Annotated in this window: 24 protein-coding genes; 12 read left to right on the forward strand and 12 right to left on the reverse strand. The window is 72.6% G+C overall.

From position 1 onward, the window contains the following. Positions 1–236: hypothetical protein (locus ACF08W_RS22945; RefSeq protein WP_392280370.1), on the reverse strand; the 236-nt coding region annotated here is incomplete at its 3' end. A 143-nt stretch (positions 237–379) separates the two neighbouring features. Here ACF08W_RS22945 and ACF08W_RS22950 point away from each other — a divergent pair. From ACF08W_RS22950 to ACF08W_RS22965, 4 genes are all read left to right on the forward strand, one after another. Further along, positions 380–1003, forward strand: coding sequence for an isochorismatase family protein (locus tag ACF08W_RS22950; protein WP_392280371.1), 624 nt, complete (start codon positions 380–382; stop codon positions 1001–1003). Positions 1004–1146: 143 nt separating this feature from the next. After that, positions 1147–1791, forward strand: coding sequence for a hypothetical protein (locus ACF08W_RS22955; RefSeq protein ID WP_392280372.1), 645 nt, complete (start codon positions 1147–1149; stop codon positions 1789–1791). 437 nt (positions 1792–2228) lie between these two features. Then, the gene (locus ACF08W_RS22960) at positions 2229–2819 is read left to right on the forward strand and encodes a TetR/AcrR family transcriptional regulator (RefSeq protein ID WP_352276152.1); all 591 of its coding nucleotides are present in this window, start codon (positions 2229–2231) and stop codon (positions 2817–2819) included. Positions 2820–2879: 60 nt separating this feature from the next. Beyond that, positions 2880–3548: a helix-turn-helix domain-containing protein gene (locus ACF08W_RS22965; protein ID WP_352275828.1), complete on the forward strand. Its 669-nt coding sequence runs from the start codon at positions 2880–2882 to the stop codon at positions 3546–3548. A 34-nt stretch (positions 3549–3582) separates the two neighbouring features. On the opposite strand, the gene ACF08W_RS22970 is transcribed toward ACF08W_RS22965, so the two are convergent. Then, the gene (locus ACF08W_RS22970) at positions 3583–4269 is read right to left on the reverse strand and encodes a GDSL-type esterase/lipase family protein (RefSeq protein WP_392280373.1); all 687 of its coding nucleotides are present in this window, start codon (positions 4267–4269) and stop codon (positions 3583–3585) included. 58 nt (positions 4270–4327) lie between these two features. On the opposite strand from ACF08W_RS22970, the gene ACF08W_RS22975 reads away from it, so the two are divergent. Continuing rightward, positions 4328–5311 (forward strand): WD40 repeat domain-containing protein, encoded by a 984-nt coding sequence (locus ACF08W_RS22975; RefSeq protein ID WP_385207686.1) that lies wholly within the window; start codon positions 4328–4330, stop codon positions 5309–5311. 142 nt (positions 5312–5453) lie between these two features. Then, the gene (locus tag ACF08W_RS22980) at positions 5454–5864 is read left to right on the forward strand and encodes a DUF4259 domain-containing protein (protein WP_352275832.1); all 411 of its coding nucleotides are present in this window, start codon (positions 5454–5456) and stop codon (positions 5862–5864) included. 59 nt (positions 5865–5923) lie between these two features. Here the strand turns inward: ACF08W_RS22980 and ACF08W_RS22985 are convergent, their stop codons facing one another. From ACF08W_RS22985 to ACF08W_RS23020, 8 genes are all read right to left on the reverse strand, one after another. Next, entirely contained in the window at positions 5924–6535 is a 612-nt protein-coding gene (locus ACF08W_RS22985; RefSeq protein WP_392280374.1) for a Uma2 family endonuclease, read from the reverse strand. A gap of 148 nt (positions 6536–6683) precedes the next feature. Further along, the gene (gene serC, locus ACF08W_RS22990) at positions 6684–7802 is read right to left on the reverse strand and encodes a phosphoserine transaminase (protein ID WP_352275835.1); all 1119 of its coding nucleotides are present in this window, start codon (positions 7800–7802) and stop codon (positions 6684–6686) included. Positions 7803–7898: 96 nt separating this feature from the next. Beyond that, positions 7899–9107 carry a cytochrome P450 gene (locus ACF08W_RS22995; RefSeq protein ID WP_392280375.1) on the reverse strand — a complete coding sequence of 403 codons (1209 nt, stop codon included), beginning with the start codon at positions 9105–9107 and terminating at the stop codon, positions 7899–7901. Then, positions 9104–10402, reverse strand: a complete 1299-nt coding sequence (locus ACF08W_RS23000) for a cytochrome P450 (RefSeq protein ID WP_392280376.1) — start codon at positions 10400–10402, stop codon at positions 9104–9106. The genes ACF08W_RS22995 and ACF08W_RS23000 overlap by 4 nt, the downstream gene beginning before the upstream one ends. Next, on the reverse strand, positions 10399–11064 hold the full coding sequence (locus tag ACF08W_RS23005; protein ID WP_385207699.1) for an ATP/GTP-binding protein: 666 nt from the start codon (positions 11062–11064) through the stop codon (positions 10399–10401). The genes ACF08W_RS23000 and ACF08W_RS23005 overlap by 4 nt, the downstream gene beginning before the upstream one ends. Further along, the gene (locus ACF08W_RS23010; protein ID WP_392280377.1) at positions 11045–11416 is read right to left on the reverse strand and encodes a DUF742 domain-containing protein; all 372 of its coding nucleotides are present in this window, start codon (positions 11414–11416) and stop codon (positions 11045–11047) included. The genes ACF08W_RS23005 and ACF08W_RS23010 overlap by 20 nt, the downstream gene beginning before the upstream one ends. After that, positions 11413–11844, reverse strand: coding sequence for a roadblock/LC7 domain-containing protein (locus ACF08W_RS23015; protein WP_352275842.1), 432 nt, complete (start codon positions 11842–11844; stop codon positions 11413–11415). Before ACF08W_RS23015 ends, ACF08W_RS23010 begins: the two co-directional genes overlap by 4 nt. Then, positions 11841–13442 carry a sensor histidine kinase gene (locus tag ACF08W_RS23020; RefSeq protein WP_392280378.1) on the reverse strand — a complete coding sequence of 534 codons (1602 nt, stop codon included), beginning with the start codon at positions 13440–13442 and terminating at the stop codon, positions 11841–11843. The genes ACF08W_RS23015 and ACF08W_RS23020 overlap by 4 nt, the downstream gene beginning before the upstream one ends. A gap of 314 nt (positions 13443–13756) precedes the next feature. On the opposite strand from ACF08W_RS23020, the gene ACF08W_RS23025 reads away from it, so the two are divergent. Continuing rightward, positions 13757–16591, forward strand: coding sequence for an FAD-binding and (Fe-S)-binding domain-containing protein (locus ACF08W_RS23025; RefSeq protein ID WP_392280379.1), 2835 nt, complete (start codon positions 13757–13759; stop codon positions 16589–16591). Between the two features lie 358 nt (positions 16592–16949). Next, on the forward strand, positions 16950–17888 hold the full coding sequence (locus ACF08W_RS23030; RefSeq protein WP_392280380.1) for a MarR family transcriptional regulator: 939 nt from the start codon (positions 16950–16952) through the stop codon (positions 17886–17888). 16 nt (positions 17889–17904) lie between these two features. Here the strand turns inward: ACF08W_RS23030 and ACF08W_RS23035 are convergent, their stop codons facing one another. Next, the gene (locus ACF08W_RS23035) at positions 17905–18333 is read right to left on the reverse strand and encodes a RidA family protein (RefSeq protein WP_392280381.1); all 429 of its coding nucleotides are present in this window, start codon (positions 18331–18333) and stop codon (positions 17905–17907) included. Between the two features lie 169 nt (positions 18334–18502). Next, positions 18503–19408 carry a LysR family transcriptional regulator gene (locus ACF08W_RS23040; protein WP_392280382.1) on the reverse strand — a complete coding sequence of 302 codons (906 nt, stop codon included), beginning with the start codon at positions 19406–19408 and terminating at the stop codon, positions 18503–18505. Between the two features lie 170 nt (positions 19409–19578). Here ACF08W_RS23040 and ACF08W_RS23045 point away from each other — a divergent pair, with 170 nt between their 5' ends. From ACF08W_RS23045 to ACF08W_RS23060, 4 genes are all read left to right on the forward strand, one after another. Next, positions 19579–20541, forward strand: a complete 963-nt coding sequence (locus ACF08W_RS23045) for a DMT family transporter (RefSeq protein ID WP_385208631.1) — start codon at positions 19579–19581, stop codon at positions 20539–20541. 120 nt (positions 20542–20661) lie between these two features. Continuing rightward, positions 20662–21096, forward strand: a complete 435-nt coding sequence (locus ACF08W_RS23050; RefSeq protein WP_385207715.1) for a DUF3592 domain-containing protein — start codon at positions 20662–20664, stop codon at positions 21094–21096. Between the two features lie 454 nt (positions 21097–21550). Beyond that, entirely contained in the window at positions 21551–21772 is a 222-nt protein-coding gene (locus tag ACF08W_RS23055; protein ID WP_352275857.1) for a mersacidin/lichenicidin family type 2 lantibiotic, read from the forward strand. 32 nt (positions 21773–21804) lie between these two features. After that, positions 21805–22041 (forward strand): mersacidin/lichenicidin family type 2 lantibiotic, encoded by a 237-nt coding sequence (locus ACF08W_RS23060; protein WP_010071700.1) that lies wholly within the window; start codon positions 21805–21807, stop codon positions 22039–22041. The last annotated feature ends 57 nt before the right edge of the window (positions 22042–22098 follow it).

The following is a 22098-nucleotide window of genomic DNA, read 5'->3' on the forward strand; positions in this document are numbered from 1 at the left end:
TCCATCCCGGACTGACCGCCCAGCAGAGCCGACAACGAACCGTTCAACGCCGCCGTGATCTCGTCCGAACGACTCTTGAACGAATCGAACGCCACACGGCCCGAACCGTGGAACTTCCCTTCCAACGGCGCTGCGGCCTGCACCAGCTGACGGATCAACGTCCCCAGGTCATCACTCGACCCACGCGACTTCGACGACAGCGTCGTCAGAACCTGCGACCCCATGTCGAACTTCATCCAGTCCCCCTGCCAACCCGATCGACAACCGATCAAACAAACGTCCCGACCATCCCTATCAATCCCGCCACGATCGAAGCAATCGGGTACCGGAGGCTGTGGACAGTCTGTGACATGTGATCCCGCACCGACATGATGACGGTATGACCGACCATGAGACCCATCCGGTGCCCGCCGCCCCTCCCGCCACCCCGGCATCACCCGTGCACGCGCTGATCGTTGTGGATGTGCAGAAAGACGCCGTCGAGGGGGACCGGGCGGTGCCCGACGCGGCGAGGCTCGTCGACCGGACGGCGGAGCTGATCGCCCGCGCCCGTGCGGGCGGCGCGCTCGTCGTCCACGTACAGAACGACGGGCAGCCCGGGGCCGGGGACGAGCCGGGCACGCCCGGGTGGGCGCTGCACCACCCCGTGACGGAGTCGGCCACGGAGCACGCGATCCGCAAGACCCGGGACGACGGCTTCCACGAGACGCCCCTGCGCCGCCTGTTGACGGACGCCGGGGTGCGGGCGCTCGCCGTGTGCGGGGTGATGTCCGAGATGTGCGTGCAGGCCACCGCCCGTACGGCGTTGGAGCTGGGGTACCGGGTCGTCATGCCGCACGACGCCCACGCCACGCACGACATCCCGGCCGCGCCGGGGATCAGCGGGGTGGTTCCGGCCGCCGCGGTCTCGCGGGTCGCGGAGTGGGCCCTCGGCAGCGATCTGGAGGTCGTGCCGCACGCCGCGGACGTCTCCTTCACCGCCCCGGACGCCCCGGCCGGCTGATTCCGGAACTCCGGGAACCGCGCCCCACGCTTATGCCGTCCTTACGCCCGCGCCACCCCGCGCGGCCCGTGCACCGGTGCCCGATCCGGCGCCGTCCCCAGTGCCGCGCGGACCGCGCCACATCCGAGGAGTTGAGGAGCAGCATGAGAGTGAACGGCAGCACGCGCCCCCACGGCGGCAGCCGGTCCGGTACTGGTTCCGCACCGCGCCGCCGCTCCCGTACGGCTCTGCTGAACGGTTCGAAGGCAGTGCTGGCGGTCGCGCTCGTCCTGGGCGCGGGCAGCGCCTGCGACAAGGGGACGAGCGACGGGACGCATGCGGCCAAGGACTGGAAGGTCGGCGACTGCGCCGGTCCCGACAGCAGCGCGAAGGACGCCTACCAGCCGCTGGACTGCGGCGACTCCAAGGCGACCATCAAGGCCCTGGAGGTCAAGGACGGAGCGGTCTTCGCCGACTCCATCCAGTGCCCGGCCGGCACGGACGAGATCATCTCGGTGAAGGTCTCCTTCGGTTCCGGCGACGCCAAGGGCGGCATCCCCAGCAAGACCATCTGCGGCCGCAACCTGGCCGGTGAGCACCCCGGTGACGCCGGTGCGGGCGGCGGCCAGCTGGTGAAGGGCGACTGTGTGACGGATCAGGCCAAGGAAGTGCCCTGCGCCGACGGCGGCGGGAGCAAGGTCCTCGACCTGACGAAGAAGGCGGAGGACTGCCCGTCCGGCAGCACACCGCTGGAACTGTTCCCGAGCCCGGGACGCCCGTACGACGCGATCTGCACCGGCAAGGCCTGACCGGCGGCCGGAACACCACACCCCCGGACGCGCCGCAGGGCGGGTCCGGGGGTGTTTCGTACCCGGTGCGGCGCGGCGGTCCGTGCCCGGCGCCCGGCGCGCCGCGCGGGCGGTCCACCGGGCGCCGGGCAACGACGCGGGGGCGTGAATGCGCAGGCTGCGCGCCCCCCTGGCGGGTGTTTCTTCGGGCGTCCGGGAGGCAAGGAGGCCCCGGAAGTGATGGAGTGCCAGAGCGCCGCGTGGAACTCCACACCGACAACGGTTCGACACGTCATCGGACATGGCTGGAAGCCACCCCGCGCGCACCGGAACCACGCGTGGCGAACCCACCACCGGCCGGGCGGAGCGGGGAGAGTGGGGGCAGCGGTACGGACGACGAAGGAGGACCGATGACGGGTGTCGTGGCGAGCCGGCGGAACGGGGCGGTCGGGCAGTCCATGGAGCTCCTGGGAGCCAGGGACCGACTGCTGCGCGCGGGGCGGGAGTTGTTCGGCGCGTACGGGTACGCGCATACGAGTGTCGAGGACCTGTGCGCCCGCGCGAAGGTGCCGGTCCACGTCTTCCAGCAGGAGTTCCTCTCCCGGGAGGTCCTGCTGATGGCGCTGTACGACGAGGTGGCGACGCTCGGGCTGCGCGCGGCCGAGAACGCCCTGATGGCGGAGGGCATGGAGGACTGCTCCACGGCGGTGCGGTGCCGGCTGCTCTTCGAGGCGTACGTGAAGGCGGTGACCGAGGACCCGTGCGCGGCGCGGGTGGCCTTCGTCGAGGTGCTCGGGGTCAGTTACGAGGTGGACAACCACCTGACGACCTGGCGGACGATGTGGCTGGAGTTCCTGACCTCGGAGGCCGAGCGCGCGGTGCGCCGGGGCGAGGCGGTGGAGAGCGACCACCAGGTGACCGTCACGGTGCTGACCCACGCGGTGGACGAGCTGATGGCCCACCACGGCCGCCGCCCCCGCCAGGTCGACGCCGAGTGGCTGACCGACGAGCTGACCCGGCTCTCGCTCTCCATGATCCTGTCGACCTGACATGGGCGGGACCGGGGCCCGGACCGCGCCGGTTCGTCGGACGAGCCGAATAATGGACGCATGGCAGAAGGCGCGGACCACCCGGACCACCGGGAACGAGCAGGACGAGCGGAACGACCGGAACGGCCGGAAGAACCGGGTGACGACGAGATCACGTCGGTCCTGACCGGTGTCGGCCCGCGCCTGCGTGTGCTGCGGCGGCAGCGCGGTACGACCCTCGCCCAGCTCAGCGAGACGACCGGGATCTCCCTCAGCACCCTCTCGCGGCTGGAGTCGGGCGGCCGTAAACCCACGCTCGAACTCCTGCTCCCGCTGGCCAAGGCGTACGGGGTGCAGCTCGACGAGCTGGTCGGCGCCCCCGCCACCGGGGATCCGCGCGTCCACTTCCGCCCCTTCACCCGCGACGGCATGACCTTCGTCCCGCTCACCCGGCACCTCGGCGGCCTCCAGGCGTACAAGCAGATCCTGCCCGGCGGCCGGGGCACCACCGGGCCGCTGGAACAGCGGGTGCACGAGGGGTACGAGTGGCTGTACGTCCTGGCGGGGCGGCTGCGGCTGTTGCTGGGGGAGCACGATCTGGTGCTCACGGCGGGCGAGGCGGCCGAGTTCGACACGCGTACCCCGCACGCCTGGGCCAGTGCCGGGCCGGAACCGGTCGAGTTCCTCAGTCTCTTCGGTCAGCAGGGCGAGCGGATGCACGTACGGGCCCGGCCCGCCACGGAGCGGTGAGCGCCCCCACGGAGCGGATGGACCGCCCGACCGGTCAGGGGCGCGGTACGTACGGGCCGCCCAGGCCCCACGCCTGGTGCATCGCGTCGGCGAAGGCGCCCGCCAGCGCGTGCTCGCCACTGGGGCCGGGATGCGTGCCGTCGTACGTGTCCTCGTGGATGTCGTAGCCCGGCGGGCGGGAGGCCAGCAGCACCGGGGACGACGGCTCGTCGAGATCGGCCACGGCCTTCGCCAGCAGCTCGTTGAACCGGTCGCACTCGGCGGCGAACGGGGCGTCCGACTCGGCCCGTATGTTCGGGATCACGGGCAGCAGAACCATCCTGACGTGCGGATTCGCGGTGCGCGCCGCCGTGATGAACGCCCGCGCGTTCTCCGCGGTCTGCCCGCTGTCGGTGTAGAACCCGAGGTCTATCAGGCCGAGCGAGACGAGCAGCACGTCACTGCGGTACGCGGTCACCACGTCCGCGATCACCGGGGCCATGTGCAGCCAGCCCTCGCCCCATCCGGCCAGGTGGGCGCGGGCAGCGGTGGGGAAGTCCGGCGCGCCGTACGCGTCCGAGACGGGGGCGCCCGCGTCGGTGTCGTACAGCTCGGTGCGCGGGCCGACGATCGAGAACGGGCCGTCGAACGTGGCGTCGAGGTGCTGCCACATCCGGTAGCGCCAGGTGAAGTCGCCGCTCCGGCCTATCGTCATCGAATCGCCGACCGGCGTGAATCTCATGGCCTCATCATCGTGGATCGTTCCCACGGGCTGCGACGTGACGATGGACACTTGTCCCATGCCTTCGTACCTGACCGTGCTGCCAGCCGCCGCGCTGCTCCTCCTCGCCGGGGCGGCCCCGGCCGCGGCGGAGGGCGGGGCCGACCGGACCTTCACCATCGAGGACCCGCGGATCACCGAGTCCAGCGGCCTCGCCGCCAGCCGCACCCACCCGGGCATCTACTGGACGCACAACGACAGCGACGACGGCCCGTACGTCTACGCCGTCGACTCCCGGACCGGACGGACGGTGGCGACCATCACCATGAAGGGCGTCGGCAGCCCCCGCGACGTGGAGGCGATCTCGCTGGGCCCGGACGGCAACCTGTACGTCGGCGACATCGGCGACAACCTGAACGGAAGCTGGGACCACGTCTGGATCTACCGCTTCCCGGAGCCGAAGCGGCTGAAGGACGCGACGGTCACCGCCACCCAGTTCGACGTGAAGTACGCCGACGGCCCGCGCAACGCCGAGGCGCTGATGGTCCACCCGAAGACCGGGCGGGTCTACATCGCGTCGAAGAACGAGGGCGGCGGCGGGCTGTACGAGGGCCCGGCGAAGCTGACCACCTCCGCCACCAACGTCTTCCGGCGGGTGGGCGAGGTGCCGTGGGTGACGGACGGGGCGTTCTCCCCGGACGGCAAGGAGCTGGTGCTGCGCTCCTACTTCAGCGCCCGTGCCTACGCCTTCAAGAACGGCAGGCTCGGCGCCGACCGCGCGGTCCAGGGACCGCTCCAGCCGCAGGCGGAGTCCGTGACGTTCACGCCGGACGGCTCGGCGCTGATGTTCGGCTCGGAGGGGAAGCGGAGCGAGGTGGTGCGGGTGGACGTGGACGGGGACGGCGGCGGGAAGTCCCCGTCCGGGAAGGGCGGATCCCCGACCCCGCCCGCCGGGGCGGAGGGCGCCACCGGCGGCGGCAAGGGCCTCGGCACGACCGGCACGCTGGTGCTCCTGGGGGCGGCCGTCCTGGTCTTCCTGGGCGTGCGACGGAAGAAGGGGTGACGGAGGGCCGAGGCGCGGAGCGGGGCGTTGTCAGTGGTGGCTGCCAGAGTGAGGGACGTACGCACCGAATGGGCGTACGCACCGTGGACGGGTGCCGTGGGGCACCCGTGTGCGTGCACGACCTGCGCGAAGGGCAGTTCAGATGGGTACGTGGGACACCGGCCATTTCGACAGCGACAGCGCCGCGGACTTCTCCGGTCAGGTGGACGACACGCCGTGGGCGGAGCGGGAAGCGGTGGTCCGCGAGGCGCTGGCTTTCGCGGCCGAGACGTCGGAGTACCTGGACAGTGACGAGGGAGCGGTCGCCGTCGCGGCGGCCGCGCTGGTGGCCGCCCAGTGCCCGGGCGGCGCGGCGGTGACCACCCCGTACGGTCCGAAGGAGGCGCTGCCGGTCTTCGCCCCGGAGCTGCGCCAGCTGGCGGTGCGGGCACTCGACGCGGTCCTGGGGGAGGACTCGGAGCTGCGTGAGCTGTGGGACGAGTCGGGGGACAAGGCGTGGGCCGCGGGCATAGCCCGGCTGAAGGAGATCCTGACGGCGGCCCCCGCCGGCTGAGGCGGGCAGGGCGGGCGGCAAGCGGTTCGGCCGGACACGGGGGCGGCCGAACCGGATGATCAGGTACGGGGGCGGCCCGCCCTGACGAGCGCGTCGACATCGAGCGTCACGGGGGCGCCGAGGGAGCCGGGCAGCTCGGCCGTCTGACCGGGGGCGTACACCTGGTGGCTGTCGTAGCCGCCGCCCATGGGCTCGGTCAGGACGTGCACCCGGCCGTGCTTGCGGTCGACGATCACATAGACCGGGATCTTGGCCTCGGAGTACGCCGCGACCTTGTTGCGCAGGTCGTTGTTGTAGTTGCTGGAGGTGACCTCCAGCACGAGGCGGAAGACGGCGGGGTCGTAGCAGTTGTTCTCGATCAGGTGCTTGTCGAAGTCGGCGTCGACGAGTGCCAGGTCCGGGATGGCGTAGTCCTCGGGGCCACCGGGGAGCCACAGGCCGATTCCCTGGAGGACCTTGGTTTCCTCGCTGTGGAGACCTGCGGCCAGGAAGGGGACCATGATCGTGGTCAGTGCGTTGGCATGCGGTCCGTCCGGGGGTGGGGCCACGGTGATGACGCCTCCGATGATCTCGACGCGGGAACCCGGGTTCTGCTCCGCGAGCCTGTTGGCCAGCGTGAGCTGTGACTCCGGCTCACCGTCACAGGGGTGCTCGACTGCTGCTGCAGACACTGCGGGCCTCCTGAAGGGGTGTGGTCGAGGACATCATCGTAGGACGGATCGGGCGTTCGCGGACGGATGCGCGTGCGCCACTCGACCGGGTGAACGACGAGGGGCCCCGCGCGTCGGCGCGGGGCCCCTCACCGGATGCCTGGTCCGGTTACAGCTTCTCGATCACGTAGTCGATGCAGGCGGTCAGGGCCTCGACGTCCGCCGGGTCGATCGCCGGGAACATCGCCACGCGCAGCTGGTTGCGGCCCAGCTTGCGGTAGGGCTCGGTGTCGACGATGCCGTTGGCGCGCAGCGCCTTGGCGACGGCGGCGGCGTCGATCTCGTCCGCGAAGTCGATCGTGCCGATGACCTGCGAGCGCTTCGCCGGGTCGGTGACGAACGGGGTCGCGTACTTGGACTCCTCGGCCCAGCCGTACAGGTTCCGCGCCGAGGTGGCCGTGCGGCCGGTGGTGAACTCCAGGCCGCCCTGGGTGTTCATCCAGGTCAGCTGCTCGTTGAGCAGGAAGAGCGTGGCCAGGGCGGGGGTGTTGTACGTCTGGTTCTTGAGGGAGTTGTCGATCGCGGTGGGCAGCGAGAAGAACTCCGGGACGTGCCGGCCCGAGGCGTGGACGCGCGCGGCGCGTTCCAGGGCGGCCGGGGAGAAGACGCCGATCCACAGGCCGCCGTCGGAGGCGAAGGACTTCTGCGGGGCGAAGTAGTAGACGTCCGTCTCGGTGATGTCGACGGGCAGGCCGCCCGCGCCGGAGGTGGCGTCCACCAGGACCAGGGCGCCCTCGTCGGCGCCCGCGACACGCCGGACGGGAGCGGCGACGCCGGTGGAGGTCTCGTTGTGGGTGAGCGCGTAGACGTCGACGCCCGCCTCGGCCTGCGGCTCCGGGTGGGTGCCCGGCTCGGAGGCGATGACGGTCGGGTCGTCGAGCCACGGGGCGAGCTTGGCGGCCTTCGCGAACTTCGACGAGAACTCGCCGAAGTTGAGGTGCTGGGACCTGGTCTCGATGAGCCCGTGCGTCGCGACGTCCCAGAAGGCGGTGGAGCCGCCGTTGCCCAGGATCACCTCGTACCCCTCGGGGAGGGAGAAGAGGTCGCGTACGCCCTGGCGCACGGAGCCGACCAGGTTCTTCACCGGGGCCTGGCGGTGCGACGTACCGAGGAGGGACGTGCCGGTGGCGGCCAGCGCGTCGAGCGCCTCCGTGCGCACCTTGGAGGGACCGGCGCCGAAGCGTCCGTCGGCGGGCTTGATGTCAGCGGGAATCTGGATATCGGCCACGAACCGGAGCGTAGTGCCTCACGGACACGGTCGAGCACCGTGTCCGTGAGATGAGATGCGCGCTCCGGTCCGTGGACGGCGGTCCGGCGGCCCGGATCAGCCCAGCGTGACCGGCAGGTCGTACAGGTCGTTCTGGGTGACGATCGGCTTGTTCCGCAGCTCGGAGGCGGGTACGGCGAGCTCCAGTCCGGGGAACCGCTCGTACAGCGCGGGCAGCGCCACGCCGGCCTCCAGCCGGGAGAGCGCCGCGCCCGGACAGACGTGCGGGCCGTGCCCGAAGGCGATGTGGCGGTTGGGGGAGCGGGTGACGTCGAACTCGGCGGCGTTCGGGCCGTGCTGCGTCTCGTCGCGGCCGAGCGCGCCGAAGGAGACGATCAGGGCCTCGCCCTTCGGCAGGACCTTCTCGCCGACCTGGACGTCCTCGGTGGCGAACCGGATCAGGACGTGCGAGGTGGGGGAGGACCAGCGCAGGGTCTCCTCGATCACGTTCTCCCACGGGACCTCGCCGCTCAGCACCCGCTCGCGCTGCTCGGGGTGGGTCTGGAGGGCGACGACCGCGTTCACGACCAGGCTGATCGTGGTCTCGTGACCGGCCGCGATGATCAGCTGGAGGGTGTTGACGATCTCCTCGTCGGTGAGCTGGTCGCCGTCCTCGGAGGCGGCGATCAGGGCGCTGGTGAGGTCGTCGCCCGGGTTGTTCCGCTTGCCCTCGACGATCTTCGTGAAGTGCGCGCCGAGGTCCGCCATCATCTGCGGGACCTCCTCCGGCGGGGTCTGCGTCGAGAAGAACTTCTCGAACAGCTCCTTCAGCCGGGGGTGGTCGGCCTTGTCGACGCCCATCAGTTCGCTGATGACGTTCATCGGCAGCGGGTAGGCGAACTCGGCCTTCAGGTCGACCGGCTCGTCCGTGGGCAGGGCGGCCAGCCGGTCCAGGCTCGCGGTGGTCAGGGCCTCGATGCCCTCGCGCAGCCGCTCCACCCGCTTCACCGTGAGCGCCTGCGCGACCAGGGTGCGCAGCCGGCGGTGGTCCGCGCCGTCGACGGTCAGCATGGAGCGGCCCGGGTTGGCGAGGCCGATCAGCGGCCAGTCGAGGGGTATCTCGCCGCGCTGCCAGGCGTTCCAGACGTTGATGTCCTTCACGATCCGGCTGTCGGTGAGCAGCTGGCGGGCCTCGGCGTGGTGGGTGACCGCGTAGCAGTTCACCCCGCCGGGCAGCTCCACCTCGGCGAGCGGGCCGGCGGCCCGCAGCCGGGCGCTCTCGCCGTCGAGGTCGGTGACGAAGGGGTCGAGGGCGATGCGGGTCATCTCTGGCCTCCGGGTTCGGTGTGGTCTCCCGCGGCCGGTCCCGTGACGGGGCCCAGGGCGAGGGTGGGCGTGAAGGTCAACGGCAGGTCGGTCAGGCCCCGCAGCCACGGGGACGGGCGCCGGGTGAGTTCGGCGGCCGGGACGGCGAGGTCGATGTCCGGGAGCCGGTCGAGCAGGACCTCGATGCCGGTCCGGGCGATGACCTCGGCGGTCTCCTGGGCCGGGAACGGGCAGCGGTGCTCGCCGTGGCCGAAGGAGAGGAAGGCGTTGTTGCCGCCGGTCATCGCGGAGCCGTCGGTGCGGATCTGCGGGTCGTAGTTGGCGGCGGCGATGCCCAGGAGGAGCAGGTCGCCGGCCTTGATGTGGCGCCCGCCGAGGTGGGTGTCGCGGGAGGCCCAGCGGCCCGCGACGTTCTGGGTCGGGGTGTCCTCCCACAGGACCTCGTTCATGGCCTCGGCGACGCTGTGCCGGCCGCCCGAGAGGGAGGCGGCGAACCGGTCGTCGGTGAGCATCAGCCGCAGCGAGTTGCCGATCCAGTCGGCGGTCGGCTGGTGGCCCGCGGCCATCATGACCATCAGGTCCTGCGCGATTTCCTCGTCGGTGAAGCCGCCGCGGTCGGCGAGCATCCGGGAGGCGACGTCGTCGCCGGGCTCGGCGTGCTTGTCGGCGAGGAGCTGGAACATGGACGTGGCCAGGTGCTGCTGGCCCGCCAGGGCCCGCTCCCGTCCGTCGATCATGTCGTTGAGCGAGCCGACCAGGGCCGCGCCGATGGTGTCGTCGAAGCCGTAGATCCGGGCGAGGACGAGGGCGGGCAGCAGCATCGCGTAGTCGGCGATGATGTCGGTGCCGCCGGTGGTGCAGAAGCGGTCGATGAGCCCGTCGGCGAAGCCCTCCGCGTACCGCTTGAGGGTGAACGGGTCGACTGCCTCCAGCGCGTTGCTGATCATCGCGGCGCGTTCGGTGTGCCGGGGGCCGACCGTGTAGAGGATCGACGGCTGCTTGCGGCCGATCATCGGCAGCAGGGGCCAGTCGTCGGGTATCCGCTCCCACTGGTTCCACAGGTCGGAGTCGCGGCTGAACAGCACCGGGTCGCCGGTGACCTGGTGCAGCTCGCGGTAGCCGAGGACCAGCCAGGCGGGCACGTCCCCGTCGAGGACGACCGGGGCCACGGCGCCGTGGTCGCGCCGCATCTCGCGGTAGAGCCGGGTCGGCTCGCTCTGGAAGCGGGGGCCGGAGAGCGGTACGCGGTCCTGGGATACGGGGCAGCCGGCGGGCGGCGCCGGGGGCTGGGTCACGGGGTGGGCTCCGGGGTCATCTCCGGCGCGGACGCCGGACGGACGGCGGCGGAGGACCGGGCCGGAGCCCCGTTCCCCGAGGACTTCGAGAGGGAGTGCAGGTACTCGACCAGGGTGATCAGCACGTACTTGCTGGACGAGCGGTCCCGCGCGTCGCACTCCACCAGCGGCACGTCGTCCGAGAGGGCGAGCGCCTCGCGTATCTGCTGTTCGGTGTGGAGCGGGCCGCCGAAGTCGTTGCAGGCGACGATGAACGGCGTGCCGTGGTGCTCCAGCCGGTCGATCGCGTACCAGGAGTCGGCGAGCCTGCGGGTGTCGACGAGGACGACGGCGCCGAGGGTGCCGGAGAACAGCCGGTCCCACAGGAACCAGAAGCGCTCCTGGCCGGGTGCGCCGAAGAGGTACAGCACGGACCGTTCGTCGAGCGATATTCGGCCGAAGTCGAAGGCGACCGTCGTGGACGTCTTCGAGTGCACCCCGTCGAGGCTGTCGACGGCCTCGCCCGCGCGGGTCATCGTCTCCTCCGTGTTCAGCGGACGGATCTCGCTGACGGAGCGGACCATGGTGGTCTTGCCGACCCCGAAGCCGCCGACGACGACGATCTTCAGTCCGTTGTCGGCGGTCGCCTGCAGGGCGGCACGGTCAGAGGTTGCGGAGTCCAACGAGCACCTGTTCCAGGATGTCGGGGTCGGGGAGCCGGTCCGCGACACGGGCAGTACGGGGGTGACGGGCGCTGATCCGTCCGGTGTCCAGCAGGTCGGAGAGCATGATGCGGACGATGCTGACGGGCAGGTCGAGGGCCGCGGAGATCTCCACGACCGCGGTGGGGGACTGGCACATCCGCAGGATCGTCACGTGCTCCGACTGCATGCCGGGGGACGGTTCGCACTCGGAGACCACCAGGGTCACCAGGTCGAACGCGTCCGAGTCGGACCGGCTGCGGCCACCGGTGAGGGTGTACAGCCGGTCCGGCGTGTCGTCCCGGCCGGGCCGGAGGGAGCGGGGCCGGTTCATACGGTCGCGTCGGCGTCGGCCGCGTCCGCGCGGGAGCGCGGCGGGGCGCTGAGGTGTTCGCCGAGCTGTTCGACGAGTTCGCTCATGTTGTGGCCGATGAGGCCGACGTCGGAGTCCTCGGAGGCGACGACCGCGAGGTGGGCGCCGTCGCCCGCCTCGACGATGAACAGCACCCCGCCGTAGAACTCGGCCATGGCGGACCGTACGCCGCCGCTTCCGTCACCGAACTCGACGGACGCGCCGTGCGACAGGCTCTGGATGCCGGCCGAGATCGCGGCCAGCTGGTCGGCCTGGTCCACGGAGAGCTCGGGGGTGCGGCACAGCTTGAGGCCGTCCCTGGACAGGACGAGGGCGTGACGAGTGCCGGGGGTGCGCTCCAGGAGCCCCTCCAGCAGCCAGTTGAGCTTCTCGTCGGTGGTGGCGGTCATCGGGTGTTGCCTTCTTCCGGGTGCGGGGAGTTGGAGCGGACGGCCCGGCGGAAGCTGCTGAAGCGGGCTGCCTGTTCCTTCGGGTCGGAGGTACGGGGCCGGGAGGCCGGGGTGCCTTCGGCGTTGGCCTGGGCGGCGCGGGCCTCGGCGGCGGCGAGGGTGCGGCCGCGGGGGCGCCGGGGCAGCCCGCTCTCGCCGAAGCGGGGGAGGCCGCCGGTGGTCTCGGACGCGGCGGCGTCGGTCGCGGCGGCCGGTTCCGGGCGGTCCGGGGTCTCCAGGGCCTCGGGGGTGTGCGCGGCCTCCGTGGTGCCGGTGTTCCGCGCGGTGCCGTGGACGGGCTCGGGCTCGGCCATCGGGGCCGGTGCCTGGGCCGGAACCGGCGCCTGGTTCTGGGTCTGCGTCTGGGACCGGGCCGGGAGCGCCGGGTTCGCGGCCGCCGGGGCCGGTGCGGGGGCGGCGGCCGGTACGGCGGCCGGGGTCCGGGCGAGGAGCTCCTGCGGGATCATCATCAGGGCGCCGGTGCCGCCGCGCGCGGACGGCCGGAAGGACACGGTCAGCCCGTGCTTGCGGGCCAGCCGGCCGACGACGGCGAGGCCGAGCCGGGTGCCGGACAGGCCGGTCAGGTCCTGGTCGACGGCCGAGACGGCGCGCTCGGCGCGGCGCAGCTGCACATCGCTCATGACCAGGCCGCTGTCCTCGACGGTCAGGACGATGCCGGCCGGCACCTCCTCGACGTACACGTGGACCTCCGCCGTGGGCGGCGAGAAGTTGGCGGCGTTGTCGAGGAGCTCGGCGAGCGCGTGCATGACGCCCTCGGCGGCGTGACCGGCGACCGCGACATCACTGGTCGAGTGGAGCCGTACGCGCTGGTACCCGCTGATCCGGCCCATCGCGCCGCGCAGGATCGACTCCATCACGATCGGCTTCGCCCAGCGCCGGCCGGAGCGGGCCCCGGTCAGTACGGCGATGGAGTCGGCGAGCCTGCCTGCCTGGGCGGTGCGGTGGTCGAGGTGGAGCAGGTCGCCGAGGACGTCCTCGGCGGAGTGCCGGTGCTCCATCTCGCGCAGGTCGGCGAGCATGCTGGTGGACAGGGCCTGCATCCGGCCCGCGGCGTTGGCGCAGGCGGCGACGGCGGCGGCGCGCTCGGTCTCGCTGCGGGTGGCGCGGGCCTTGAGCCGGGCGATGTCGGCGGTGAGCCGCTCGCTCTCGGCGGCGGCCTGCGCGGTGAGCCGGGCCGTCTCGGCCTCGGCCGCGGCCTTGAGCCGGGCCGTCTCGGCGGCCGCCGCGGCCTTGATCCGGGCGGTCTCGGCGGTGAACCGCTGACCGTCGGCCGCGGAGGCGGACACCAGACGGCTTATCTCACCGGTGAACCGCTGGGTCTCCGAGGCGAGCCGGGCACGCTGCCGCTTCACCTCGGCGCGGGCACGGACGGCGACGGCCACGGCGGTGGACAGCAGCACGGCGGCCCCGCCCAGACCCCAGGCGAGTTCGGTCCGCACCGAGTCGGGGGCGGCGAGGACCGCCCACAGGCACAGGGAGCCGGTGACGACCAGCGATATCAGCAGGGCCGCTGCGGTTGGCCGGGAAGAGGCGCTCAATGGGGGTCCTTGGGAGCGGACGAGGAACGGGCGGAGGGCGGATGGAACGGGCGGATCGGGTATAACGGGCGGGTCGAACAGCTTACGGGGGGTCAGTCCGGTACGTCAGCCGCAAAAGCGACAACTGGAGCTGACAATTCCAAGCTAAGTCCTGGTCACTATATGAGAATTGACGCTCTCTTTGGGAAGACCTTGTGGCGCTCTCTGTTGTGTATGTGACCACGCATCCGACCTATTCCGACGTATTGACGTACCCGGGGGAAACAGGAAGCGTCGTGGGGCTCAGTGACCCGATCAACGGCATCCTGGGTCCCATGGCCGTAGTACAGAATCCGACGGAACCCGACGAACTCGCACAGGCCCTGCGTGGCGCGATCCGTGGTGAGGTCGAATTCGGCCCCACCGCACGGGCGTTGAACACGATGGACGCATCCAACCACCGCAGGGTGCCGCTCGGCGTCGTCCGACCGTGTGACGCCGACGACGTGTCCGCCGCGCTTGCCGTCTGCCGCGCGCACGGCGCGCCGGTCGTACCGCGCGGCGGCGGCACCTCCATCGCGGGCCAGGCCACCGGCACCGGCGTCGTGGTCGACCTCACCCGCCACCTGGACCGGCTGGTCGCCCTGGACCCGGTGGCCCGCACCGCCGTCGTCCAGCCCGGCCTGGTCCTCGACGAGCTGCGCGCCGCCGCCGCCCCGTACGGCCTCACCTTCGGCCCGGACCCGTCCACCCACAGCCGCTGCACGCTCGGCGGCATGATCGGCAACAACTCCTGCGGCGCCCACTCGGTCGCCTGGGGCACCACCGCCGACCAGGTCCGCGAGCTGACGGTGGCCCGCTACGGCGGCGACGTCCTGCGCCTGGCCCCGGGCGCGGTCCCCGCCCCGCTGGACGCCCTCACCGCCCTCGTCCGCGAGAACCTCGCCCTGCTGCGCACCGGCTACCCGGACCTCCCGCGCCGGATCTCCGGATACGCCCTCGACGCCCTGCTGCCCGAGCGCGGCACCGACCCGGCCCGCGCGTTCTGCGGCAGCGAGGGCACGCTCGGCGTGGTGATGGAGGCGACCGTACGGCTGGTCGAGGCCCCGGCCGCCCGCGCCCTGGCCGTACTCGGCTACCCGGACGAGTCCGCCGCCGCCGAGGCCGCCCCCGGCCTGCTGCCGCACCACCCGCTCACCGTCGAGGGCATGGCCGCCGACCTCGTACGCGAACCCGCCGGGCTGCCGCGCGGCGCGGCCTGGCTCTTCGTCGAGACGGGCGGCGCCACCCCCGCCGAGGCGCGGGCCCACGCCGAACGCGTCGTGCGCGCCGCCGACGCCCTGGATTCCGCCGTCGTCACCGACCCGGCGGCGCAGCGGGCCCTGTGGCGCATCCGGGAGCGCGCGGCGGGCACCGCGACCCGGATGCCCGACGGCACCGAGGCATGGCCCGGCTGGGAGGACTGCGCCGTACCGCCCGCCCGCCTCGGCCCCTACCTGCGCGACTTCCGCGCCCTGCTCGCCGCCCACGGCCTGCGCGGCACCCCGTACGGACACTTCGGCGAGGGCTGCGTCCATGTCCGGATCGACTTCGACCTGCTGGACCCGGCGGGCGTCGCCCGCTACCGCCGCTTCTCCGAGGAACTGGCGGACCTGGTCGTCGCGCACGGCGGCTCGCTCAGCGGCGAGCACGGCGACGGCCTGGCCCGCGCCGAACTGCTGCCCCGCATGTACGGGGACGAACTGGTCGCCCTCTTCGCCCGCTTCAAGGACGTCTGGGACCCGGACGGCGGCATGAACCCCGGTGTCCTCGCCCGCCCCGCCCGTCTCGACGAGCACCTCCGCTTCGACGTGCTGCCGAAACGCCCGGTGGACGTCGCGTTCGGCTACCCGCACGACGGCGGCGACTTCTCGGCCGCGGTCCGCCGCTGCGTGGGCGTCGCCGCCTGCCGTACGGCGGTGCCGACGGCGGGTCCGGGCGTGATGTGCCCGTCGTTCCGGGTGACCGGCGAGGAGGCCCACTCCACCCGGGGCCGGGCCCGGCTGCTCCACGAGATGCTCGCCGGGGAGGTGATCACCGGTGGCTGGCGGTCGACGGAGGTACGCGACGCGCTCGACCTCTGCCTGTCCTGCAAGGGCTGCCGCCACGACTGCCCGGTCGGCGTCGACATGGCCACGTACAAGGCGGAGTTCCTCCACCACCACTACCGGGGTCGCCTCCGCCCCGCCGCGCACTACGCGATGGGCGGGCTGCCCCGGTGGCTGCGGCTCGCCGCCCCCTTCGCACCGGTCCTGAACGCCCTGGCCCGCGTCCGCCCCCTGGCCGCCCTGGCCAAACGGCTGGCCGGGATCGCCCCCGAACGCACGATCCCCGTCCTCCCGCGCCACCCCTTCACCCACGGGCCCGCCCGGCGCGGAGGCGGGCGGACGGAGACCGTCTCCGACGAACGGACCGTCACCCTCTGGCCCGACACCTTCACCACCCACCTCTCGCCCGAGGTGGGCCGGGCGGCGGTCGAGGTCCTGGAAGCGGCGGGCCGTACCGTACTGCTCCCCGGCGGACGGGGCCTGTGCTGCGGCCTCACCTACGTGTCCACGGGCCGGCTCGACCGGGCCCGCGCGGTGATGCGCCGCACCCTGGACCGGATGGGCCCGTCCCTGGGCGACCCGCTCGTCGTCCTCGAACCGAGCTGCGCCGCCACGCTCCGCACCGACCTGCCTGAGCTCCTCCCCGACGACCCCCGGGCAGCCGAACTCGCCGCCTCCGTCAGAACACTGGCCCAGTACCTGGAGGAGTACGCCCCCGACTGGCAGCCGCCCCGCCTGGACCGCCCGGTCGCCGGTCAGACCCACTGCCACCAGCACGCGGTCCTGGGCGACGCGGCCGAACGCCGCCTGCGCGAACGGGCGGGCCTGACCGGCGAGCTGAGCGGCGGATGCTGCGGGCTGGCCGGGAACTTCGGCTTCGAACGCGGCCACTGGGACGTGTCGGTGGCCTGCGCGGAGGAGACCCTGCTCCCCTCGGTACGGGCGGCCGAACCGGGCACGGCCCTCCTCGCGGACGGCTTCTCGTGCCGTACTCAGCTCGCCCAGCTCGGCGGCGTACGCGCCCGCCACCTGGCCGAACTCCTGGCGGAGGCCCTGCGCCCGGAGAGCCCCCGGTCTCCCTGAGCCCGCCCCGAATCCCGAGACCCGAGCTTCGGGTGCCGAGCTTCGGGAGGGGCCGGTTCACTCTTTCGTGGGCGGGGGGTGGGTCTCTGGGTCGGGGCTTGAGCTTCGGGATTCGGGGGTCGGGATCCGGGCTTCGGGATTCGAGAGGTGTGTTCCAAGTGGTTGGTTTCTTGGGTGGGTTGGGAAACCCCACCCGCCCTCCCGAACCCGGCACGGCCAGCAAGTATGACTAATCGTGATCGAGTTGCGGCGCAGAGTCGCGCCCGCTTACGGTGCGAACGAATCGACCCCGACGCGGTGTTAGAGCACCGGCCGGGGTCTGACCGCAAGATCGCACCCAAGTAGAAAAGACGATCCCTTGGCTGTTTCCGAGCTTATCCCCGACCGTTGTGCCTCCGCAGCTCCGCGCGTTCTCCCTTCGAGGGCGAAGCCGGGTTACGGGAAGCGTTCCGTTCCGGAGGAACGCCCGTCGAACGAGGCCGACTTCGCGTTGTTGCCGGTGCGTGAGCGGCACATCGCGGGTTATGTGGAGGCGTTGGCGGAGGGTGCGGCGATGGGCATCAAGTCGCTTGCGAAGTCGCTGCCGTTGTACGGGCAGATGGCGGTGGGCAGTGCGTTACGGGCCCTGAGCGTGGCCGGGCATCTTCGGCGGGGGCGTTGCGTGAGCATCGAGGACGGTCAGGTCCGTTGGGTCACGCGGACGTTCTGGTCGCGGGTCGCCCACGACAACGAGTGGTGGACCGCCTTCCTCGCCGCCGAGAACCACCGAGCCGCCCAACAGCCCAACCCCCAGGCCCCCGCCGCCGCTCCTTCGGTGCCTGCTCCCGCTTCCGTACCCGTGCCTGCTGCGCAGGTCCCGCAGCCGCGTGCGGCGGAGCCGGTGCCCCCGGTTCAGCCGCAGCCGCAGTCGCATGGTGGTGTTCCCTCGCCCGCGTTCGCGGCCCTGGCGCGGCTGGGGCGTGTGGACTCCCGCCTGGCGCTTTCGGCGGCGGACTGTGCGGGGTTGGAGGGGCTGGCGGCCGAGTGGTTCGCGCGGGGTGTGGATGCCGATTACCTGACCAGCGTCCTGACGGCGGGGCTTCCCGATGCGGTCGGTTCGCCGTTCGGGCTGGTGCGCCGCCGCCTTCAGGACAAGCTTCCGCCGAGTCTGCCCGCGACGCCCGTTCCGCCCGTACCGGCGGAGGCCCCGGTGCGTCGGGTGATGCCGGAGTGCACCGAGTGTGGCGTACCGGGAAGGCCCGAAGCCTTCCGCGACGGACTCTGCCGCCCCTGCCGCGAACCCGACCCCACCCCCTGAGCGAACGACGTGCGTCTCAGTCGTGTGTGGCGGGCGCGTCGGGGAGGGACACGGTGAGGTCCAGCTCGACGAGCTGCCCGGTGAAGCCCAGTTGGGCGACGCCCAGCAGCGTGCTCGCGGTGGTGAACGCCGGTCCCAGGGCCGATTCGGTCAGGCGCCGCCAGACCGCCCCCAGGGCCGCGTCACCGTCGCTGACGACGTAGATCACCGAACGGACGACGTGTTCCGGCCGGGCGTCCACCGCGTCCAGGGCGGCGACGGAGTTGGCCACCACCTGGTCGATCTGGGCATCGAGATCGCCCGGCCCCACGACCTCCCCCGACGCGTCGAGCGGGCACTGACCCGCCAGGTACGCGGTCCGGCCGGCCTCCACCACGGTGATGTGGTGGTAGCCGGGGGTCGTGTGGAGGTGGGCGGGGTTGATGCGCGTGATCCTGGAATCCATGTGCCGAGTCTGGTGACCCGGCCCGTCGGCCGCACTGGTTTTTCGGCGGACCGGATCCGGGCGCGGTTCGGCGGTCCGATGGCCTGGTGGCTCGACGGCCTGGCGGCTTGCGGGAGGGGCGGGTGCCGGAACGGAGGCGGGGGTGCTCCCGGTGCCCCGGCCCCGTTGCTCAGCCGGTGGTGCCCCGGCCGTGCGCCACCACCTCGTGGGCCAGGGCGAGCAGGTCGGGCAGGGCGGGGTGGCCGGGGGCGTCGCGGCGGGCGAGGAGTACGGGTACGGGCGGGGCGTCGGTCAGCGGGCGGTAGGCGACGCCGGGGTGCGGGTGCATGGAAGCGGTGGAGGCGCCGGAGACCCCGACCCCCCGCCCGGCCGCGATGGCGGCGAGCCAGTCGTCGGTGTTGGCGACCGTCAGTGTCGCGGAGGGCCGCCCGCCCGGGGGCCACAGCTCGACCGTGGTGGTGCCGGACACGGTGTTGAGGACGACCGTCTCGCCCCGCAGATCGGCGAGCCGGAGCGTGGCACGGGCGGCGAGTGGGCCGTCCGTGGCGACCGCCGCCACCCGGTCCTCCTCGAACAGCAGCTCGGTGACGAGACCGGGCGCCTCGACCGGCCCCCGCAACAGTGCCGCGTCGACCTCGCCACGGGTCAGCCCGGCGGTGCGGTCGTCGATCCGCAGCAGCTCCAGCGGGGTCCGCGGATACCGCTCCTGCCAGCGGCGCAGCAGCGGAGTCGTGTACGGGCCGAATGCCGACCAGGCATGCCCGAGCCGCAGCGGCCACCGGCGCAGCCCGCCCGGGTCCAGCGCCTCGTCGAAGGCGGCGACCGCGGCGGCGGCCCTGTCGCGGAAGACGACACCCTCCGGGGTGAGGGCGAGATGGTGGGTGGACCGGTCGACGAGCCGGGTGCCCAGGTGCCGCTCCAGCGCGGCCAGGGTGCGCGAGACCGCCGGCTGGGTGAGGTGCAGGCGGGTGGCGGCGCGGGTGACATTGCCCTCGTCCGCCACGGCGAGGAAGGCGCGCAGATGCCGTACCTCGATGCCGCGGCCGGTGCTTTCCCCGGAACGTCCGATGCTCATGCGCGCGGAGCATAACCGGAGCCCTTTCGACATTTCACATGGCACGCGGAGGTACCTACCGTAAGAGGACGTACCGAACCAACGGCGGCCCGGCCGGGGTACGGGAGGTGCAGTACCTTCGACCGGGTTGTCCACTGGAGTGGACTTCGGACATGGGAGGGACACCGCAGGTGAACGACCAGCGCAGCGCGGCAGGAGCCGCGGCCGTCGCCGTACCCGAGGCGGTCGCCGCCCCGGTCGGTGCCACGGGCGGTGCTCCTGGCCCCCGGGGGCGGGGCGGGGCGCTCGCCCCGATCGCGTTGGTGGTCGCGAGCGGACTCTCCGTGCAGTTCGGCTCCGCCGTCGCGGTGCTGCTGATGCCGCGGGCCGGGGCGCTCGGGGTCGTCACGCTGCGACTGGCCGTGGCCGCCGTGGTGATGCTGATCGTCTGCCGGCCGAAGGTGCGCGGCTACTCGCGTGCCGACTGGGGCACCGTCGTCGCCTTCGGCCTGGCCATGGGCGGCATGAACACGCTCTTCTACCAGGCCGTCGACCGCATCCCGCTGGGTGCGGCCGTCACCCTGGAGGTGCTGGGGCCGCTCGTCCTCTCCGTGGTGGCCTCCCGCCGGCTGGTCAACGTGGTGTGGGCGGGGCTCGCGCTGGGCGGTGTGGTGCTGCTGGGCGGTGGCGGGTTCGACCGCCTCGACCCGGTCGGCGCCGCCTGCGCACTGGGCGCGGGCGCCCTGTGGGCGACGTACATCGTCTTCAGCGCCCGTACCGGCCGCCGCTTTCCGCAGGCGGACGGGCTGGCCCTGGCCCTGGCCGTCGCCGCCCTCCTCGTCCTGCCCCTGGGCCTCGTCGAGTCCGGGCCGAAGCTGCTGGTCCCGGCCACGCTGGGGCTCGGCTCGCTGGTGGCGCTGCTGAGCTCGGTGCTCCCGTACACCCTGGAGTTCATGGCGCTGCGCCGGCTGCCCGCCCCCACCTTCGCGATCCTGATGAGCCTGGAGCCGGCGATCGCCGCCCTGGCCGGATTCCTGGTCCTCGACCAGGCCCTGTCGACCACCGACGCACTGGCGATCGCCCTCGTCATCGGGGCGAGCATGGGCGCGGTACGCAGCCAGGCGCGGCGTGTGAAGGCCCGCGAACGCACCTGACGGCCCGTCCGGAGCGGCCCCGGACGGGCCCGGCGGCGGAGGTGCGAAGGGCCTTGTCGGGCGCGATCCGCGCACGGGACAATGTCGGCCCGTCCCGTCCGATCCCGCCGGGGGAGCCCCATGGTCGTCGCCATCGCCGCCGTCTACTTCGTCCTTTCCCTCGGCGGGACCATGATGTTCCGGAAGCAGGCGGACCGCCTCATGGACGGACCCCGGCTCCGGGCCATCTGGGCCGAGGGCCGCACCGCCGAGGCCCGCTGCACCGGCATACGTGTCGAGGAGGGGCAGGACGCCGAGGGCGGCTTCGTCGTCCACCGCCACCCCACCCTGGAGTTCCGCACCGAGGACGGGCGCACCGTCAGCTTCGAGGAGCGGCAGGCGCGCATCTCCCCGGCCGTGGGCGACTCGGTGACCGTCCACTACAGCGCCGCCGACCCGGAGGGCGCGACGACCCGGGGCCCGTCGTTCGCGATACTCCGTCTCAGGGGCCTGATCACCGCGGTGGGGGGCGCCTTCGCCCTGGTGGGGGCAGCCGTCATCGCCGTGGTCGCCTGAGCCGTCGGCCCCTCGCCGGCCGGCCCTCCTGCGTGTCCTGCCGTCCGGCCCTCCTGCCCGGCCTGCCCGCCGGGCCTCGCGTCCGGCGCACCGGCCTCCCCCGACCGTGTCCGCCCCGGCGGGGGGCGGCCCGTCGCCGCGTAGAGGAAGTGCCGCTCCGCCGCCGCTACCCACCCGCCGTGCACGCGTGTGCGTTCCCGCACCGGTCGCCACCACGACCGGTGCGAAGGCACGCACCGGGACCGCCGCCGTCATGGACCCGATGACGGCGGCGGTCGCATGCGGGGGTGAGGCCGGGCGGCCGTGGCGGAGCAACCCGCTCCGGCGTATGCGCCGGGTATGCGGCCGGGGCCGCCCGGGCGGTATTCCGGCTGCATGACGGCCGCTGAGGATGGCACTCGAACCAGGCCCCCGGGCCCGGTTCCCATCCCCAGCGAAAGGAGGTGACAGACACATGAACCTTGTTCGCGCATGGAAGGACCCCGAGTACCGGGCCACCCTCAGCGAGGCTCCCGCCAACCCGGCCGGCCTCGTCGAGCTGGCCGACGATCAGCTCGACGGCGTCGCGGGCGGGACCACGTGGGTGTGCGCCACGGTCACTCTGACCGTCACGGTGTGCTCCCCGACCGGGACCCTCTGCGGCAGCTGCAGCATGGGCACGCGCGGCTGTTGCTGAGCCTGCCCGATTCCTACAGGGAGTGATGATTCGTGGACATAGTCCGGTCCTGGAAGGACGCCGACTACCGGCTGTCCCTCGGGAGTGAGGCCCCCGCCCATCCGTCGGGCGAAGGCCTCACCGCAATCACCGACGAAGAGCTGACCGAGATCAACGGAGCCGGCTCCGGCGTTCTCGGCACTCTCGGGTGCTGCTCGTGCCTGCCGTGGTACTCGGGCTGGACCGTATGCGGTCTGGCCTGCAACCCCGGTAAGCCCTGCAAGAACTAGCAGCGTACCGAAGAAATGACGTGACCGGCAGGGGCGGCGACCGTACGCCCCCGCCGG

Source organism: Streptomyces sp. NPDC015144 (genome assembly GCF_043079735.1).
GTDB lineage: Bacteria > Actinomycetota > Actinomycetes > Streptomycetales > Streptomycetaceae > Streptomyces.